Genomic DNA, 12,007 nt, shown 5'->3' on the forward strand with positions numbered 1-12,007 from the left:
GAGCTTCCGCTTGACCCAGCCGCACTATGACGTGGTCGCGATCGGCAATGCCATCGTCGACATCCTCGCCCAGGCCGATGACGCCTTCATCGCCGAACAGGGCATGACCAAGGGCGCGATGCAGCTCGTCTTCTCGCCCGAGGAGGCCGATGCCCTCTATGCCAAGATGGGCCCGGGCCGCGAAGTGTCGGGCGGATCGGCGGCGAACACGCTGGCCGGCATCGCCGCGCTCGGGGGGCGGACGGCGTTCATCGGCCAGGTCGCCGACGATCAGCTCGGCGCGGTGTTCGCGCACGACATCCGCGCGGCGGGCGTCCGCTACGACACGCCGGTGCGGGCCGGCCAGCCGACCACCGGCCGCTGCATGATCTTCGTCAGCCCCGACGGGCAGCGGACGATGAACACCTTCCTGGGCGCGTCGCACTATCTGCCGGCCGACGCGCTCGACCGGTCGCTGATCGCCGACGCGGCCTATCTGTACATCGAGGGCTATCTCTGGGATCCGGAAGAGCCGCGCGCCGCGATGCGCGCCGCGATCGCGGTCGCGCGCGAAGCTGGCCGCAAGATCGCCTTCACCGCCTCGGCCGAGTTCGTGATCGATCGGCACCGCGCCGACTTCCACGCGCTGATCGATGGCGGGATGATCGACGTGCTGTTCGCCAACGAGGCGGAGATCATGGCGCTGACCGAGACGAGCGACGTCGATGCGGCGATCGCGGCCGTGCAGGACAAGGTCGAGACGGTGGTGGTGACGCTGGCCGAAAAGGGCGCCTGCGCGGTCCGTGGCGGCACGCGCACCACGGTGCCGGCCGCGCCGGTGACGCAGGTGGTCGACACGACCGGGGCCGGCGACCTGTTCGCTGCGGGCTTCCTCCATGCGCAGGCGCAGGGCCGCGACCTGGAAGCGTCGCTGACGCTGGGCGCGCTGTGCGCGGCCGAGATCATCGGCCATTTCGGCGCGCGGCCGCAGGTCGACCTGAAGGCGCTGGCGGCGCGGACGCTGGGCTGAGGGGATATTGCGGCCTAGACGCCGCGCTCTCCTCCGGTTCCCTGGCCTTCGCCGGGAAACGGTAGGAGGAGAGACGAACCCGTAAGACCGCACAGCAAAAGGGCCGCGGGAGCATCCTCCCGCGGCCCTTTTCGTACCGTTCGTCCCGGGCCTTACGGCTCGAGCGGCTTCGCCGTTTCCGGCTGGAGCGAGGGATCGGCGACATTGTCCTCGATCCCGCGGCCGACATGGCTGCGGTGGCGGCTATAGCCGAAATAGATCAGCAGCCCGACCGCCCCCCAGCCCGGCAGGACCAGGATCGCCACCAGCGGCAGCGAGAAGTAGAGATAGGCGCAGCCCGCCATCGCCAGCGGCGCGACGATCCACACGGCGGGCGTGCGGAAGGGCCGGCGGCGGCCGGGATCGGCCTTGCGCAGCACCATCACCGACAAGGCGACCATGAAGAAGGCGAACAGCGTGCCCGAGTTGGAATAGTCCGCCAGCTTGCCGACCGGCAGGAAGGCGGCGGCCAGCGTCGCGGCGCAGCCGGTGACGATGGTGACGACGTGCGGGGTCCGGTACTTCGGATGCACCGAAGCCAGCTTCTCGGGCAGCAGGCCGTCGCGCGCCATGGTGAAGAAGACGCGGGTCTGGCCGAACATCATCATCAGCACGACCGAGGGCAGCGCCAGCGTCGCCGCCAGGCCGATCAGGTTGCCGATCTTCTCCCAGCCGATCACGCGCAGCACATGGGCCAGCGCCTCGCGCGAGCAGGACAGCGGCTCCAGCGCGCCGCTGGCGACGATCGCGCGGCAGCGGTCGGCGAGTTCGGGCGTGCCCGGCGACAGCACCGCGCCGGCCGCGTCGCGAACGGGCTGCGCCCCCAGCGGCGAGCCGATGGCGCCGGCCGACACCAAGAGGTAGAAGATGGTGCAGAAGACCAGCGACGCGATCAGGCCGATCGGCACGTTGCGCTGCGGGTTCTTGGTCTCCTCGGCGGCGGTCGACACCGCGTCGAAGCCGACATAGGCGAAGAAGATCGACGCCGCGGCGCCGGCGACGCCGCCCAGACCGGTCGGCATGAAGGGGTGGAAGTTCGCGCCGTTCATCACCGGCACCGACAGCGCGATGAACAGGGACAGCGCCGCCACCTTGATCGCTACCAGCACCGCGTTGACGCGCGCGCTCTCCGTGGTGCCGATCACCAGCAGCCAGGTGACGAGCAGCGAGATGACCACCGCCGGCAGGTTGATATAGCCGCCCGAGGAGGGACCGTTGACCCATTCCATCGGTATGTCGATGTGCAGCAGGCTGCGGATCTGCCCGACGACATAGCCGGACCAGCCGACCGCGACCGCGCTGGCGCCGACCGCATATTCGAGGATCAGCGCCCAGCCGACCATCCAGGCGAGCAGTTCGCCCATCACCGCATAGGTATAGGTATAGGCGGAACCAGCGACCGGCACCATCGAGGCGAGCTCGGAATAGCAAAGCGCCGCGACCGCGCAGACGAAGCCGGCGATGCAGAAGGACAGCATCATGCCGGGTCCGGCCTTTTGCGCGGCCTCCGACGTCAGCACGAAGATGCCCGTGCCGATCACCGCGCCTACGCCCAGCATGGTGAGCTGGAACGCGCCCAGCGATCGATGCAGTCCTCGCTTCTCGGCGGTCGCCAAAATGGCGTCCAAGGACTTAACGCGTCCGAAAATCATGGATTCAGATCCCCCCAAGGGACGGCGGTCCCCGACCGGGCCGCCATGTCGTCTAGGTTAAGGGAGAGAGCCTAATCGTAAATACGGGACGCGCAATCCTTTAGTGCGGCCAAGCCCGCCGATCCGCGCCAAGCCGCGCGACCGAACTCGGGTGCCTCAAAATTCAGCGAGGCTTCGCAACGGGTTAGTTCGCGATCATACGCCCGAGCGCCGCGCCGCCGAACAGGTGCACGTGCAGGTGCGGGACTTCCTGCCCGGCGTCCGGGCCGACATTGCCGAGCAATCGGTATCCGGGCGCGACCAGCCCCTGTTCGCGCGCCACGGTGCCGACCGCCCGGACAAAGCCGGCAATCTCCTCCGCCGAGGCCTGCGCGCTGAAATCGTCCCAGGAGACATAGCGTCCGCGCGGGATCACCAGGATATGCACCGGCGCCTGGGGCGCGATGTCGTGAAAGGCCACCGCCCATTCGTCCTCGTACACGCGCCGCGACGGGATCTCGCCGCGCAGGATGCGCGCGAAGATGTTGCCGTCGTCATAGGGCAGGGTGGCGTCGATCGGCATGGGCCGGGTCTCCGGATCGAGGGAAGGGGCTCAGCGGGGTCGGGCGGCCTTTTCGGCATGGCCGGACACGCCCTCGCGTCGAGCCAGTTCGGCACGGACATCGTCCAGCGAGAGACCGGCGTCGGCCAGCAGCACGCAGAGATGGAAGAGGAGGTCGGCCGCCTCTGGCACGATGGCGCGGGCGTCGTCGCCCATCGCGGCGATCACGGTCTCCACCGCTTCCTCGCCCAGCTTCTGCGCGATCTTGCCGCGACCGCGCGCGAACAGGCTGGCGGTATAGGAGGTGGCGGCATCCTCGCCGCGCCGGGCGCGGATCGTGGCTTCGAGACGGTCGAACGCATCCATGGTCCGCCGCGTGGCCGAGGCCGGCGGCGCGGTCAATCCTCTTTGACGGGGTCGCGCCGGTTCGACCGGATCAGGCCGCGGCCGCCGTCCCCTGGATCAGCCAGGCCAGCGCCGTCTCGGCGGTGTCGAAGATCGCCAGATAGGGTTGCGGCATCAGCCTGCGCACCTGCAATCGCGCGATGCTGCTGTTGGTCACGATCGCGATCCGGCTGGCGCGCGGAAAGCCGCGGAATCGGCTGTTGATGGCGAGCACCGCCTCCTGCGGCTGCACGGCGACGCGGGAAAAATCCATCCGCAGGCGATAGCCGCTGCGGAACCCTTCGCGCACGAAGCGGCCGGTCACCTCCTCGACATAGGCATGCGCCACCGCCTCGGTCATCAGCCCGGTCCAGGCCACGTCCAGCAGATTCAGTTCGTGACGGAAATCGACCTTGTACATGGTGGTGGAGGATGGACGGCAGAGGTTGCGATATCGCTAAACGGCGCAGCTCAGGCCGCGATCTCCGCGCTCGGGCTGCCGACCAGCCAGGCCAGCGCGCCCTCCGCCGTGTCAAAGACGACGACGTAGGGCCGCGGCAACATCCGGCGAATCTGCAACCGGGTGATCGTGCTGGTGGTGACCACCGCGATCCGGCCGGCGCGTGGGACGTCGCTCAGCCCGGCCAGGATCAGCTCGACCGAGGCGGGCGGCGGGACATGGACCTGGGACAGGTCCAGTCGAAATCGATAGCCGGCCCGGAACCCCGATCGTCGGAAGCGCGCCTGTCCCTCCTCGACATAGGCGCGCGCCATCGTCTCGGTCATCAGTCCGGTCCAGGCGATATCGAGCAGGTTCAACTCCGGGCGGAAGACGATGCTGTACATGGCAGACAGACTATAATCGCGGACTTGCCAAATAGCTAATCTAGGATGGGTTTTCGCACCGGCACGCCGGCGGCGGCCAGGGCCGCGTGCGCGTCGGCGACGCTCGCCTCGCCGAAATGGAAGATGGAGGCGGCCAGCACGGCCGAGGCGTGGCCGGTGACGATGCCGTCGACCAGGTCGGACAGGCCGCCGACCCCGCCCGAGGCGACGACCGGCACGCCGGTGCGGTCGGCGACGGTGCGGATCAGCTCGAGATCGTAGCCGGATCGGGTGCCGTCGCGGTCCATCGACGTGACCAGCAGCTCGCCCGCGCCCAAATCGGCAAGACGCAGGGCATGATCGATCGCATCGATCCCGGTCGCGCGGCGGCCGCCATGGGTGAAGACCTCCCAGCCGCGCTCCGTCCGGCGCGCATCGACGCTGGCGACGCAGCACTGGCTGCCGAACCGCTCGGCGATTTCGGCGACCACCTGTGGCCGGGCGACGGCGGCGCTGTTGACCGCAACCTTGTCCGCGCCCGCCAGCAGCAGCGCGCGCGCGTCATCGGCGGTGCGGACGCCGCCGCCGACGGTCAGCGGCATGAAGCAGACCGCCGCCGTGCGCCGCACCACGTCCAGGATGGTGCCCCGATCCTCATGGCTGGCGGTGATGTCGAGGAAGCAGAGTTCGTCCGCCCCTGCCGCGTCATAGGCGCGCGCCTGCTCCACCGGATCGCCGGCATCGCGCAGCTCGACGAAGTTCACGCCCTTGACGACGCGGCCGGCGGCGACGTCGAGGCAGGGGATGACGCGCGCGCGGACGGTCATGCGGCGGCCGCGACGCTGAGCGCGGCGGCGAGGTCGAGGCGCCCATCATAGAGCGCGCGGCCGGTGATCACGCCCTCGATCCCGTCGCGGGCATGGAGCGCCAGGACATGGATGTCGGCGATGCCGGCGACGCCGCCGCTGGCGATGACGGGGATGGAGACGGCGCGGGCGAGGTCGACCGTCGCCTCGACATTGCAGCCCTTCAGCAGGCCGTCGCGACCGACATCGGTGAACAGCAGCGCGGCGACGCCGGCATCCTCGAACCGGCGGGCAAGGTCAGTGGCGCTCACCGTCGAGACATCGGCCCAGCCCTTGGTGGCGACCAACCCGTCGCGCGCGTCGACCGCCACGACGATGCCGCCCGGAAAGTCACCCGCGACGCCGCGCACGAAGTCGGGGTCGTCCAGCGCGGCGGTGCCGATGACGACGCGGGCGACGCCCAGGTCGAACCAGCGCTCGACGCTCTGACGGGTGCGGATGCCGCCGCCGAGCTGGACATGGCCGGGGAAGCGCTCGACGATCGCGCGCACCGCCTCGCCGTTCACCGACTGGCCGGCAAAGGCGCCGTCCAGGTCGACGACGTGAAGATGCTGCGCGCCGGCCTGGGCGAACAGCGTCGCCTGCGCGGCGGGATCGTCGCCATAGATGGTGGCGCGGTCCATGTCGCCCTCGGCAAGGCGGACGACCTGGCCATTCTTCAGGTCGATGGCGGGGAAGACGATCAGGCTCAAAGGGGATACTCCTGCCCGGGAAGGCGTGATGGTCAGGGCCGCCAGTCAAGGAAGCGGCGAAGGAAGGCGAGGCCGTAGTGCTGGCTCTTCTCGGGATGGAACTGCACGCCCAATATGGTGTCGCGGCCGATCGCGGCGGTGACCGGGCCGTCATGGTCGGTGGTGGCGATCACATCCGCGCCGTCGAAGGCATAGCTGTGCAGGAAATAGGCCTCGCCCGGCCGGACCAGCGCATGCTCGGCGACCGGCATCACGTCGTTCCAGCCCATATGCGGCACCTTGGCGGCGCTGTCGCTCGGCTCCAGCCGGCGGACGGTGCCGGCGATCCAGCCCAGGCCGCGATGCGTGCCCAGCTCCTCGCCCGTGTCCGCCAGCAACTGCATGCCCACGCACACGCCCAGGAAAGGCGCGGCCTCGCGCCGCACGCGCTGCTCCATCGCCTCGATCATGCCGTCGACGCCGCGCAGCGCCGCCGCGCAGGACCCGAACGCGCCGACGCCGGGCAGCACGATCCGATCGGCGCGCGCGACCACCTCCGGATCGGCGGTGACCGCCAGGTCGGTGCAGCCCGCCGCCTTCAGCGCATTGGCGACCGAGTGGAGGTTGCCCGCGCCGTAATCGATCAGCGCCAGCGTCATGCGTCGAGCGCTTCGAGCCCCGGCGCCATCACCGACGGGGCGACCTCGACGAAGCTGTACTCGGCCGCGCCATGGATGGCGAAGGGATCGGTGGCGGCCCAGGCCTTGACCTCGTCGCGGGTGCCGCGCGCGATGATCATGCCGCCATGGACCGGCCCGCCGGCCGGCGGCACCTGCCGCCCCGCGACCAGCAGCCGGCCCGAGGCCGCGCCCTCGCTCAGCCAGTCGAGATGCGGGCTGCGCAGTTCGTCGATCCGCTCGATCGGCACGACATAGGTGAGGGTGATGACGATCATGACGCGTGCTCCTCTCCGCCTAGCGTGCCCTTGGTCGAGGGGATGGCGTCGGCCTTGCGCGGATCGATTTCGATCGCGGTGCGCAGCGCCCGCGCCAGCCCCTTGAACGCGGCCTCGGCGATATGGTGGTTGTTGCTGCCGTACAGCGTCTCGACGTGCAGCGTGATGCCGGCCGCCTGGGCGAAGCTGTGGAACCAGTGCTGGAACATCTCGGTGTCCATGCCGCCCAGCCGCGGCTGGGTGAAGCCGTCCTTCCAGACCAGCCAGGGACGGCCGGAGATGTCGAGCGCGACGCGGGTCAGCGTCTCGTCCATCGGCGACAGCGCGTCGCCGTAGCGGCGGATGCCGCGCTTGTCGCCCAGCGCCTTGGCCACCGCCATGCCGATCGCGATGCCGGTATCCTCGACCGTGTGATGCTCGTCGATGTGCAGGTCGCCCTCGGTGCGGACATGCAGGTCGATCAGCGAGTGGCGGGACAGCTGTTCGAGCATATGGTCGAAGAAGCCGACTCCGGTCTTCACGTCGTACACGCCGGTGCCGTCGAGATGGACGGTGACGGCGATCCGGGTCTCGCTGGTGTCGCGGGTGATCGTGGCGCTGCGCATGAAACCGGTCCCTAACGCCAGCGACGCGCCATGCAAGCTTGACGCTCGGGGCAGGACAGGCCTAACCCCGAGGACATGAGCGATACTTTGCCCGACAGCCTGATCCCGTATGACGAGATCGTGCAGGAAGCCCTGCGGGCCGTGGTCGGCCGCGTGCTGGGATCGGTGGCCCAGTCCGGCGGCCTGCCGGGCGAGCATCATTTCTACATCACCTTCAAGACCCAGGCGCCGGGCGTCGACATCCCGAAACGCCTGATCGACCGGTTCCCGGACGAGATGACGATCGTGATGCAGAACCGCTTCTGGGACCTGACCGTCGACGACCAGCGTTTCTCGGTCGGGCTCAGCTTCAACCAGGTGCCGTCCAAGCTGGTCATCCCCTATTCGGCGATCACCGGCTTCCACGACCCGGCGGTCAATTTCGAGCTGCGCTTCCAGGCGACCGAGTCGCTGGAGGAAATGACCGACGCGCATGACGCGGCGGAGAATGACGGCCCGATCGCCACCCCGGTCGAGGACGGCTCCAACGTCGTCGCGGTGGATTTCAAGCGCAAGAAATGACGCCCGAGATCGTCGCGGCGCCCGGCAATGCCGAGCGGGAGGCGATCCTGGCGGCGCTGGTCGCCTATAATGATTCGCGGGTCCCGCCCGGCGAGCGGCATCCGGTTGCGATCGTGCTGCGCGACGATGCCGGGGCGGTGATCGGCGGACTCTGGGGCGCTGCCGGCTATGGCTGGCTGTTCGTCCAATATCTGGTCGTGCCCCAGGCGGCGCGCGGGCAGGGCCAGGGGCGCGCGCTGATGCTGGCGGCCGAGGCCGAAGCGCGGCGTCTGGGCTGCACGGGCATGTGGCTCGATACGTTCAGTTTCCAGGCGCGGGGGTTCTACGAGAAGCTGGGATACGGCGTGTTCGGCGCGATCGCCGACTATCCGCCGGGCGAGGCGCGGTATTTCCTGTCCAAGCGGCTGGATTGAGGAGCGGTCTTCCAGCAACCGGTTCCCCGGCGAAGGCCGGGGCCAGTTGGGAAGGCTGTTGTAACGGAGCGCTGCGCTTCATCACCATCGTCTCCCAACTGGGCCCCGGTCTTCGCAGAAATACAAGACGGGCGAATTTAGCGATGCAGCGCCGCCAGGAACCGCACGGCCGCATCGAATTCCGCGCGGTGCGCCTGCGTCGTGCGGGTCGCGAGTTCGTCCTCGCCCCAGCGTTCCACCTGCCAGTCGTCGTCGATCCGCGCCGCATGCCAGACCGAGTCGGCGTCCATCGCGCCCTCTGCCAGCGCCAGCCCCAGCACCAGCGATCCGGTCACCGTCACCAGCGGCGTCAGGCCGGTGATCGTCCAGGCGTCGAGCGCTGCGACCGCCTCGTGCAGCCGGGCGAGAGTCGCAGGCGGTTGCGCGACATGGATGATGCCGGTCGCGACCGCGAAATGCACGTCGTAGCGCCGCATCGCCCAGGTCAGCGGCGGATCCCAGGCGGCGGCCTGTCGCGCGACCAGTTCTGGCGGCGCATCGGCGCGGTAGCAGAGCAGGTCGCTCTCGCCGTAGCGGGCCAGCGACTCGGCATAGCGTTCGGGTGTCGGGGCGATCCGGTCGATCGCCGCATTGGCCAGACCGGTCAGCGGCATGGTGCGCGGATCGACCCGTTCGCCGACCGACCGCCATTCCCCCGCCACCGCCTCGGCCAGCGCGGCCGTCGGCAGGCGCAGCGCGAGCCGGCCGGGGGTGCGCACCGGCCGCCCGTCGAGCGACACCTCGCCGTCCGCAACCGATACCGCTTTCCAGAAACGCTTCATGATCGGTCACTCCGCCAGCGATGTGCCAGTCCGGCCGGCACGATCGCGGTCACGACGATCGCCGACAAGGTAAGCGCGATGCCGATGACCTTGCTCAGGATGTCCGGCGCGCGGGCGACCAGCATCACGCCCAGGATCGCCCCCGCCACGCCGGCGATCCGCACCGCCTGGAGCAGCAGCCAGCGTCGTCGCGCCACCGATACCGGCACGCTCATGCCAGCAGCGCCGGCAGGTCCGACGCATGGTCGGCGATCACCTCGGCCCGCGCCGCCGCCAGTTCGGCCGGGCTGTGATAGCCCCAGGCTACGCCGATCGCGCGGACGCTCGCCGCGCGCGCCATCGTCATGTCGAAGCTGGTGTCGCCGATCATCACCGTCTCCGCCGGCGTCGCGCCCGCCTCCGCCATCGCGGCGTGGAGCATCGAGGGATCGGGCTTGGACGGATGGCGGTCGGCGGTCTGGAGCGTCACGAACCGGTCGGTCAGACCGTGATGCGCGAGCAGCAGGGACAATCCCCGATCGGACTTGCCGGTGGCGACGCCAAGCCGCCAGCCATGGTCGCGCAGATGGTCGAGCGTCTCCAGGATCCCCTCGAACAGAGGTTCGGGGTCTAGCGCGTTCTCGCTGCGCAACTGGTGGAACATCGCCTTGTAGGTGGCGGCCAGTTCGCGGTGCAGCGCATCCGGAGCATCGGGCAGTAGGACCTGCATCGATTCGACCAGGCTGAGCCCGACGACCCGGCGGATCGCGGCGATGGGCGGCGGTGCCTGGTCGCAGGCCTGGAAGGCCCGGGTCATCGCCCGGCCGATATTGGCCTGGCTGTCGACCAGGGTGCCGTCGCAGTCGAACACGGCGAGACGCGGCATCGGCGGTTCAGTCGCGCGCGCCGCGACCGCGCCGCTCGCCGCGCCGTTCCTTGCGGACCGACTTGGCATGGGCCTTGGCGCGCTGCTTCAGCACCGACCTGGGCGGCGGCCCCTTGTCCTCCTCCAGCTCAAGCCGGTCGCCGACCTCTTCCTCGAAGCCCAGGCTCGCCATGCTCTCGGCGAAATGGGTCGGCAGCGATGCGGTCTCGTCGATCCGCACGCCGTCCGGATGGTCGACGCGCAGGCGGCGGGCGTGGAGGTGCATCTTGCGCGAGATGCCACCGGTCAGGAAGGCGGCGGGGCCGCCATATTTGCCGTCGCCGACGATCGGATGGCCGATCGCCGCCATATGGACGCGCAGCTGATGGGTGCGGCCGGTAAAGGGTTGCAGTTCCACCCAGGCGCAGCGATTGCCGGCGCGCTCGATCACGCGGTAGCGGGTGCGCGCGGGGGAACCATTTTCCTCGTCCACCTGCATCTTCTCGCCGCCGGTGCCCGGCTGCTTGCCGATCGGCAGGTCGATGATGCCATCGTCGATCGACGGCACGTCGACCACCAGTGCCCAATAGACCTTGCGCGCGGTGCGCGAGGAAAACGCCTTGGCGAAGAAGGCGGCGGCGCGGCTGGTGCGCGCGACCAGCAGCGCGCCGCTGGTGTCCTTGTCGAGCCGGTGGACCAGCTTGGGCCGGCCCTCTTCGTCATCGACCAGCCCGTCGAGAAGATGGTCGACATGCTCGGTCGTCTTGGTGCCGCCCTGCGTGGCGAGGCCGGGCGGCTTGTTGAGGACGAAGGCCTGCGGATCGCGGTGGATCACCATCTCGCGGATGAAGGCGCGCTGATCGTCGGACAGGGGGGCACGCGGGCGCGGCGTGCGGGCGGCCTTGTCGGCGGGCGCGACCGGCTCCTCCGGCGGCACGCGGAGCTGCTGGCCGGCGGCGATGCGGTCACCGGGCGTGGCGCGCGCGCCGTCGATGCGGAGCTGGCCGGTGCGCGCCCATTTGGCGACCGTGGTGAAGCTGGTCTCGGGCAGGTGCCGCTTGAACCAGCGATCGAGGCGGATGCCGTCGTCATCATAGCCGACGGTGAACTGACGTACCTCGCTCATGCGAAGCTCCTGGTGACAAGCAGCCCGGCGAAGAGGGCGAGGATCGCGCCGATGACCGACAGCAGGACATAGCCCAAAGCCGTCAGCATCTGACCGCGTTCCGCCAGCGTCACGACGTCGAGCGAGAAGGAAGAGAAGGTGGTGTAGCCGCCGAGCACGCCGACGCCGAGCAGCAGCCGCCACGGCTCGTTGCCGCCCATGCGGGCGAGCAGTCCGGCGAGCACGCCCATGGCGAAGCCGCCGACCAGATTGACCGTCAGCGTACCATAAGGGAAATCGGGGCCCAGACGCGCCAGCATCCAACGCCCGGTCCAATACCGCGCGCCAGAGCCGATCGCGCCGCCGAGCATGACGAGGACGAGGGGAGGCATTCTCCGCTCCCTAGACCAGCGCGCGACGCCCGGCAAATCATGCGTTCTTGTCCTGCACGAAGGGAGCGGCCATCTTCACGGCCATGCTCAATCTCGTCTCGATCCTCATCGGCCTGGTCACGCTGGCCTCCGGCATCGTCGCCTTCTTCCCCTTTCTGGGCTGGATGAACTGGCTGGTCATCCCGATCGGCATCGTCGGCGCGGCGGTCGGCGCGTTGTCGTCGAGCAATGGCGGGCGCAACCTCAACATCGTCCTCATCATCATCTTCGCGCTGCGACTGATGCTGGGCGGCGGCATCTTCTGACGACACACGAAAGGCCCGA

At 69.4% G+C, this 12,007-nt stretch carries 19 protein-coding genes; 4 read left to right on the top strand and 15 right to left on the bottom strand.

Features of this window, described 5'->3' with window-relative positions; genetic code table 11:
- The first annotated feature begins 10 nt into the window (after positions 1–10).
- Positions 11–1,009, top strand: a complete 999-nt coding sequence (locus tag GGQ96_RS08875) for an adenosine kinase (RefSeq protein WP_184113741.1) — start codon at positions 11–13, stop codon at positions 1,007–1,009.
- A gap of 152 nt (positions 1,010–1,161) precedes the next feature.
- On the opposite strand, the gene GGQ96_RS08880 is transcribed toward GGQ96_RS08875, so the two are convergent.
- From GGQ96_RS08880 to hisB, 10 genes are all read right to left on the bottom strand, one after another.
- A complete protein-coding gene (locus GGQ96_RS08880; RefSeq protein ID WP_184113743.1) occupies positions 1,162–2,700 on the bottom strand; it encodes an amino acid permease in 1,539 nt (512 codons plus the stop codon).
- 184 nt (positions 2,701–2,884) lie between these two features.
- Positions 2,885–3,262: a histidine triad nucleotide-binding protein gene (locus GGQ96_RS08885; protein ID WP_184113745.1), complete on the bottom strand. Its 378-nt coding sequence runs from the start codon at positions 3,260–3,262 to the stop codon at positions 2,885–2,887.
- 30 nt (positions 3,263–3,292) lie between these two features.
- Positions 3,293–3,607: a phosphoribosyl-ATP diphosphatase gene (locus GGQ96_RS08890; protein WP_184113747.1), complete on the bottom strand. Its 315-nt coding sequence runs from the start codon at positions 3,605–3,607 to the stop codon at positions 3,293–3,295.
- A gap of 70 nt (positions 3,608–3,677) precedes the next feature.
- Positions 3,678–4,046: an STAS/SEC14 domain-containing protein gene (locus GGQ96_RS08895; RefSeq protein WP_184113755.1), complete on the bottom strand. Its 369-nt coding sequence runs from the start codon at positions 4,044–4,046 to the stop codon at positions 3,678–3,680.
- Between the two features lie 50 nt (positions 4,047–4,096).
- Positions 4,097–4,471 (bottom strand): STAS/SEC14 domain-containing protein, encoded by a 375-nt coding sequence (locus tag GGQ96_RS08900; RefSeq protein WP_184113757.1) that lies wholly within the window; start codon positions 4,469–4,471, stop codon positions 4,097–4,099.
- Positions 4,472–4,506: 35 nt separating this feature from the next.
- On the bottom strand, positions 4,507–5,277 hold the full coding sequence (gene hisF, locus GGQ96_RS08905; RefSeq protein WP_184113759.1) for an imidazole glycerol phosphate synthase subunit HisF: 771 nt from the start codon (positions 5,275–5,277) through the stop codon (positions 4,507–4,509).
- On the bottom strand, positions 5,274–6,008 hold the full coding sequence (gene hisA / locus GGQ96_RS08910) for a 1-(5-phosphoribosyl)-5-[(5-phosphoribosylamino)methylideneamino]imidazole-4-carboxamide isomerase (RefSeq protein ID WP_184113761.1): 735 nt from the start codon (positions 6,006–6,008) through the stop codon (positions 5,274–5,276). Before hisA ends, hisF begins: the two co-directional genes overlap by 4 nt.
- A gap of 32 nt (positions 6,009–6,040) precedes the next feature.
- A complete protein-coding gene (gene hisH, locus GGQ96_RS08915) occupies positions 6,041–6,646 on the bottom strand; it encodes an imidazole glycerol phosphate synthase subunit HisH (RefSeq protein WP_184113763.1) in 606 nt (201 codons plus the stop codon).
- Complete coding sequence (locus GGQ96_RS08920) at positions 6,643–6,942, bottom strand: YciI family protein (RefSeq protein ID WP_184113765.1); 300 nt, start codon at positions 6,940–6,942, stop codon at positions 6,643–6,645. The genes hisH and GGQ96_RS08920 overlap by 4 nt, the downstream gene beginning before the upstream one ends.
- On the bottom strand, positions 6,939–7,547 hold the full coding sequence (hisB, locus tag GGQ96_RS08925; RefSeq protein ID WP_184113767.1) for an imidazoleglycerol-phosphate dehydratase HisB: 609 nt from the start codon (positions 7,545–7,547) through the stop codon (positions 6,939–6,941). Before hisB ends, GGQ96_RS08920 begins: the two co-directional genes overlap by 4 nt.
- 75 nt (positions 7,548–7,622) lie before the next feature.
- On the opposite strand from hisB, the gene GGQ96_RS08930 reads away from it, so the two are divergent.
- Positions 7,623–8,108: an SspB family protein gene (locus tag GGQ96_RS08930; protein ID WP_184113769.1), complete on the top strand. Its 486-nt coding sequence runs from the start codon at positions 7,623–7,625 to the stop codon at positions 8,106–8,108.
- Positions 8,105–8,521 carry a GNAT family N-acetyltransferase gene (locus GGQ96_RS08935; protein WP_184113771.1) on the top strand — a complete coding sequence of 139 codons (417 nt, stop codon included), beginning with the start codon at positions 8,105–8,107 and terminating at the stop codon, positions 8,519–8,521. The genes GGQ96_RS08930 and GGQ96_RS08935 overlap by 4 nt, the downstream gene beginning before the upstream one ends.
- 137 nt (positions 8,522–8,658) lie before the next feature.
- Here the strand turns inward: GGQ96_RS08935 and GGQ96_RS08940 are convergent, their stop codons facing one another.
- The 5 genes from GGQ96_RS08940 to crcB are packed head-to-tail and all read right to left on the bottom strand — an operon-like array spanning position 8,659 to position 11,683.
- Positions 8,659–9,342: an ATP12 family chaperone protein gene (locus tag GGQ96_RS08940; RefSeq protein WP_184113773.1), complete on the bottom strand. Its 684-nt coding sequence runs from the start codon at positions 9,340–9,342 to the stop codon at positions 8,659–8,661.
- Positions 9,339–9,557, bottom strand: a complete 219-nt coding sequence (locus tag GGQ96_RS08945; protein WP_184113775.1) for a hypothetical protein — start codon at positions 9,555–9,557, stop codon at positions 9,339–9,341. Before GGQ96_RS08945 ends, GGQ96_RS08940 begins: the two co-directional genes overlap by 4 nt.
- Positions 9,554–10,207: an HAD-IA family hydrolase gene (locus GGQ96_RS08950; protein WP_184113777.1), complete on the bottom strand. Its 654-nt coding sequence runs from the start codon at positions 10,205–10,207 to the stop codon at positions 9,554–9,556. The genes GGQ96_RS08945 and GGQ96_RS08950 overlap by 4 nt, the downstream gene beginning before the upstream one ends.
- Positions 10,208–10,214: 7 nt before the next feature.
- Positions 10,215–11,312 (bottom strand): RluA family pseudouridine synthase, encoded by a 1,098-nt coding sequence (locus GGQ96_RS08955; RefSeq protein ID WP_184113779.1) that lies wholly within the window; start codon positions 11,310–11,312, stop codon positions 10,215–10,217.
- A complete protein-coding gene (crcB, locus tag GGQ96_RS08960) occupies positions 11,309–11,683 on the bottom strand; it encodes a fluoride efflux transporter CrcB (protein WP_184113781.1) in 375 nt (124 codons plus the stop codon). The genes GGQ96_RS08955 and crcB overlap by 4 nt, the downstream gene beginning before the upstream one ends.
- Before the next feature lie 47 nt (positions 11,684–11,730).
- Here crcB and GGQ96_RS08965 point away from each other — a divergent pair, with 47 nt between their 5' ends.
- On the top strand, positions 11,731–11,988 hold the full coding sequence (locus GGQ96_RS08965; protein ID WP_425506694.1) for a hypothetical protein: 258 nt from the start codon (positions 11,731–11,733) through the stop codon (positions 11,986–11,988).
- The last annotated feature ends 19 nt before the right edge of the window (positions 11,989–12,007 follow it).

This window comes from Sphingomonas abaci (assembly GCF_014199625.1).
GTDB lineage: Bacteria > Pseudomonadota > Alphaproteobacteria > Sphingomonadales > Sphingomonadaceae > Sphingomonas > Sphingomonas abaci.

Excerpts from the sequence above, each read along its gene's own strand:
- GGQ96_RS08880 (WP_184113743.1), bottom strand. The coding sequence starts at position 2,700 with ATGATTTTCGGACGCGTTAAGTCCTTGGACGCCATTTTGGCGACCGCC.
- GGQ96_RS08885 (WP_184113745.1), bottom strand. The coding sequence starts at position 3,262 with ATGCCGATCGACGCCACCCTGCCCTATGACGACGGCAACATCTTCGCG.
- GGQ96_RS08890 (WP_184113747.1), bottom strand. The coding sequence starts at position 3,607 with ATGGATGCGTTCGACCGTCTCGAAGCCACGATCCGCGCCCGGCGCGGC.
- GGQ96_RS08895 (WP_184113755.1), bottom strand. The coding sequence starts at position 4,046 with ATGTACAAGGTCGATTTCCGTCACGAACTGAATCTGCTGGACGTGGCC.
- GGQ96_RS08900 (WP_184113757.1), bottom strand. The coding sequence starts at position 4,471 with ATGTACAGCATCGTCTTCCGCCCGGAGTTGAACCTGCTCGATATCGCC.
- hisF (WP_184113759.1), bottom strand. The coding sequence starts at position 5,277 with ATGACCGTCCGCGCGCGCGTCATCCCCTGCCTCGACGTCGCCGCCGGC.
- hisH (WP_184113763.1), bottom strand. The coding sequence starts at position 6,646 with ATGACGCTGGCGCTGATCGATTACGGCGCGGGCAACCTCCACTCGGTC.
- GGQ96_RS08920 (WP_184113765.1), bottom strand. The coding sequence starts at position 6,942 with ATGATCGTCATCACCCTCACCTATGTCGTGCCGATCGAGCGGATCGAC.
- hisB (WP_184113767.1), bottom strand. The coding sequence starts at position 7,547 with ATGCGCAGCGCCACGATCACCCGCGACACCAGCGAGACCCGGATCGCC.
- GGQ96_RS08930 (WP_184113769.1), top strand. The coding sequence starts at position 7,623 with ATGAGCGATACTTTGCCCGACAGCCTGATCCCGTATGACGAGATCGTG.
- GGQ96_RS08935 (WP_184113771.1), top strand. The coding sequence starts at position 8,105 with ATGACGCCCGAGATCGTCGCGGCGCCCGGCAATGCCGAGCGGGAGGCG.
- GGQ96_RS08940 (WP_184113773.1), bottom strand. The coding sequence starts at position 9,342 with ATGAAGCGTTTCTGGAAAGCGGTATCGGTTGCGGACGGCGAGGTGTCG.
- GGQ96_RS08945 (WP_184113775.1), bottom strand. The coding sequence starts at position 9,557 with ATGAGCGTGCCGGTATCGGTGGCGCGACGACGCTGGCTGCTGCTCCAG.
- GGQ96_RS08950 (WP_184113777.1), bottom strand. The coding sequence starts at position 10,207 with ATGCCGCGTCTCGCCGTGTTCGACTGCGACGGCACCCTGGTCGACAGC.
- GGQ96_RS08955 (WP_184113779.1), bottom strand. The coding sequence starts at position 11,312 with ATGAGCGAGGTACGTCAGTTCACCGTCGGCTATGATGACGACGGCATC.
- crcB (WP_184113781.1), bottom strand. The coding sequence starts at position 11,683 with ATGCCTCCCCTCGTCCTCGTCATGCTCGGCGGCGCGATCGGCTCTGGC.